2 protein-coding genes and 1 pseudogene are annotated in these 2932 nt (G+C 71.9%); all 3 read right to left on the bottom strand.

Annotated elements, in window-relative coordinates:
• Nucleotides 1-356, bottom strand: a pseudogene (locus tag G3I40_RS43315) (hypothetical protein); the annotation flags it as partial.
• Nucleotides 357-446: 90 nt separating this feature from the next.
• Complete coding sequence (locus G3I40_RS43310) at nucleotides 447-1451, bottom strand: alcohol dehydrogenase catalytic domain-containing protein (protein ID WP_164560284.1); 1005 nt, start codon at nucleotides 1449-1451, stop codon at nucleotides 447-449.
• Entirely contained in the window at nucleotides 1448-2605 is a 1158-nt protein-coding gene (locus tag G3I40_RS43305; protein WP_164560283.1) for a mandelate racemase/muconate lactonizing enzyme family protein, read from the bottom strand. Before G3I40_RS43305 ends, G3I40_RS43310 begins: the two co-directional genes overlap by 4 nt.
• Between the last annotated feature and the right edge of the window lie 327 nt (nucleotides 2606-2932).

Genomic DNA, 2932 nt, shown 5'->3' with positions numbered 1-2932 from the left:
CCGCGCGAGTCGGTGCGCACCGAGGCGCCGGTGTCCCAGGTGCCGCGCGGCCCGGTGAACAGGCACAGCTCGATGTCGCGCTCGGCGGTCGCCTCGACCATCTCCTGGATCTCGGCGTCCCGCAGCATCCAGATGCCGCTGCCCTGGCTGATCCGGTGGACGGGGACGTCGAGCCGCGAGGACTCCTTCAGTACGACGCCGACGGCCTCGGGCCCTTCGACGGACGGGATCTCGATCCGCCACGCGCCCCCGTCCGGGAACGTGTGCGGGGAGGCGTCCGCCGGGTCCGGGGCGGGAGCGGAGAGGCCGAGGGAGCCGAGGGCGGGTTCGCCGGGCAGACGGGGTGAGTCGGTCACGGTGGTCCTTTGCGGTTGTTCGACATGTCGGACGGGGTTCGGGTCGAGGAGGCCTCAAGGGCGGGGCCCGATGCGGCGGGCCCCGCCCGGCTAAGGCCGCAGCAGCACCTTCCCCACCTTCGGGTCCCCGGCGCCCACCCACGCGATGGCCTCCGCGAACCGCTCCAGCGGCACCTCGTGCGTCACCAGCGGCAGGGTGTCGAGCAGCCCCGCCCCGAACACCCGCACGGCGTGCGCCCACGCGTCGGGCCCGGCCCCGAACACGGTCCGCACCTCCAGCTGGCGCACCACCAGATCCGTCGGGTCGAGGCCCTCGGCGCCCGCCGCGGGCAGCCCGGTGAGCACCAGACGGCCGCCCCGGCGCAGCAGCCCCGCGGAGGTGCGGGCCGCCGAGGCGGACCCGGCGGTCTCGATCACCACGTCGAAGTCGTCCGGCAGCGGTTCGGTGCGCAGCCGGAAGTCCGTCGCCCCGAACTGCCGGGACAGTTCGGCCCGTTCGTCCTGGGTGCCGACCACGAGCAGCTCGGCCGGAGAGGTCGCCGCGAGGAACTGGACGGCGATCATCCCGAGCGTCCCGGTCCCGACGACCGCGACCCGCTGCCCGGGCCTCGCGTCGGCCTTGAGCGCGGCGGCGGCGACGCAGGCGGCCGGTTCGAGCAGCGCGGCGGCGCTCAGGTCGACGCCGTCGGGCAGCATGTGCAGCAGCCGGGCCGGCAGCACCAGCGTCGTGGCCATCGCCCCGGGCTGCGTGAAGCCCGTCTCCTCGTACCCGGCGGTGCACAGCGTCGTGTCCCCGGCGTGGCACCGGTCGCAGACCTGGCAGTTGCGAAAGCCCTCACCGACGACCTTGCGCCCCGTCAGGGAGGCGGGCACGCCCTCGCCCACGGCGTCCACGACACCGGACCACTCGTGCCCGGGGGTCAGCGGGTAACGGACGTACTGCGAGGGGCGGTTGCCCTGGTAGACCTCGCGGTCGCTGCCGCAGATGCCCACCGCGTGCACCCGCACCCGCGCCTCGCCGGGGCCGGGCCGTCCGGGCTCGTGCGGCACGAGCCGGTGCCGACCGGGCCCGTCGACGACGACCGCGGAGCTCACGCGCCCGCCTTGGGGTCGCGCTTCTCCCAGCCCTCGGCCCACAGGTCGAACCGGGCCTGCTGCTGCGGGAATTCGGCCGCGGCGTCCACGTCCAGCTCGACGCCGAGACCCGGCTCGTGCGACAGCTCGAAGTACCCGTCCACGACCTGCGGCGCGCCCTTGACGACCTTCTTGATCTCCGCGTCGGCGAAGTCGTTGAAGTGCTCCAGGATCTTGAAGTTGGGGGAGGTGAAGCCGACCTGGAGCGAGGCGGCCGTGAGTACCGGGCCGCCCACGTTGTGCGGGGCGACCAGCATGTAGTGCGTCTCGGCGGTCGCGGCCAGCTTCCGCGTCTCCCAGATGCCGCCGATGTGGCCGACGTCGGGCTGGATGATGTCGACGGCCTGGCTCTCGAAGAGCTCCCGGAACTCGATCCGGTCGTGGATGCGCTCGCCGGTCGCCATCGGGATCTCCACCTTGGCGGCGACCTTCTCCAGTGCCTTGAGGTTCTCCGGCGGCACCGGCTCCTCCAGCCACGCGGGCCGGAACGGCGCCAGGTCCCGCGCCAGCCGGATGGCCGTGGCGGGGGAGAAGCGCCCGTGCATCTCCAGCATCAGCTCGGCGTCCGGACCGATCGCGTCGCGCACGGCCTCGATCAACGAGACGGCGTACAGCGACTGTTCGTGGTCCAGCTCGAAGTGCCCGGTGCCGAACGGGTCGATCTTCAGCGCCTTGTACCCGCGCTCGACCACGGCCTGCGCGGCCTTGTGGTATGCCTCCGGGGTCCGCTCGGTGGTGTACCAGCCGTTGGCGTAGGCCTTGACCCTGTCGGTCACCTTGCCGCCGAGCAGCTGCCACACGGGCACCCCGAGCGCCTTGCCCTTGATGTCCCAGCAGGCCATCTCCACGACGGCGATGCCGGACATGACGATCTCGCCGGCCCGCCCGTAGTCGCCGTACTTCATCCGCCGCACGAGATCCTCGACAGCGAACGGGTCCGAGCCGACAATGTGGTTGGCCAGTGCCTCGTTCAAGTACCCGATGAGCGCGTCGGTGTGGCCCAGCATCCGGGTCTCGCCGACGCCCGTGATCCCCTCGTCGGTGTGCACCTGGACGTAGGTCAGATTTCGCCAGGGCGTTCCGACCACATGTGTGCTGATTCCCGTGATGCGCAAGGCAGTTGCCCCCTGAGCCGTTCGATATTTCGTCACTCGTTCGAAATGCTGGCGTGACAGTAAGGACGGCCTCGGGGGAGTGTCAATGGTTCTGCGCGGAGGATCTCCGAGGTCCGGCCCCCGGGGCGACTCGACGGAACACGCTGTTCCGCACAGAAGATTCACAGCACCGGCTTTTTCCGTTACCGGCCGGGCGCCTAGCCTCCCTACGTCATGGACTACTGCCACCCGTGCCGCAGGCACCTCAACGGCGCCCTGGCCTGCCCGGGCTGCGGCACCCCCGCCGACGCCGTGCGCGCCTACGCCGAGGCGGTGGCCGAGCGGGCG

Origin of the sequence: Streptomyces sp. SID14478 (genome assembly GCF_010548525.1) — a bacterium.
Lineage (GTDB): Bacteria > Actinomycetota > Actinomycetes > Streptomycetales > Streptomycetaceae > Streptomyces.
This window is presented reverse-complemented; position numbering and strand designations above follow the sequence as displayed.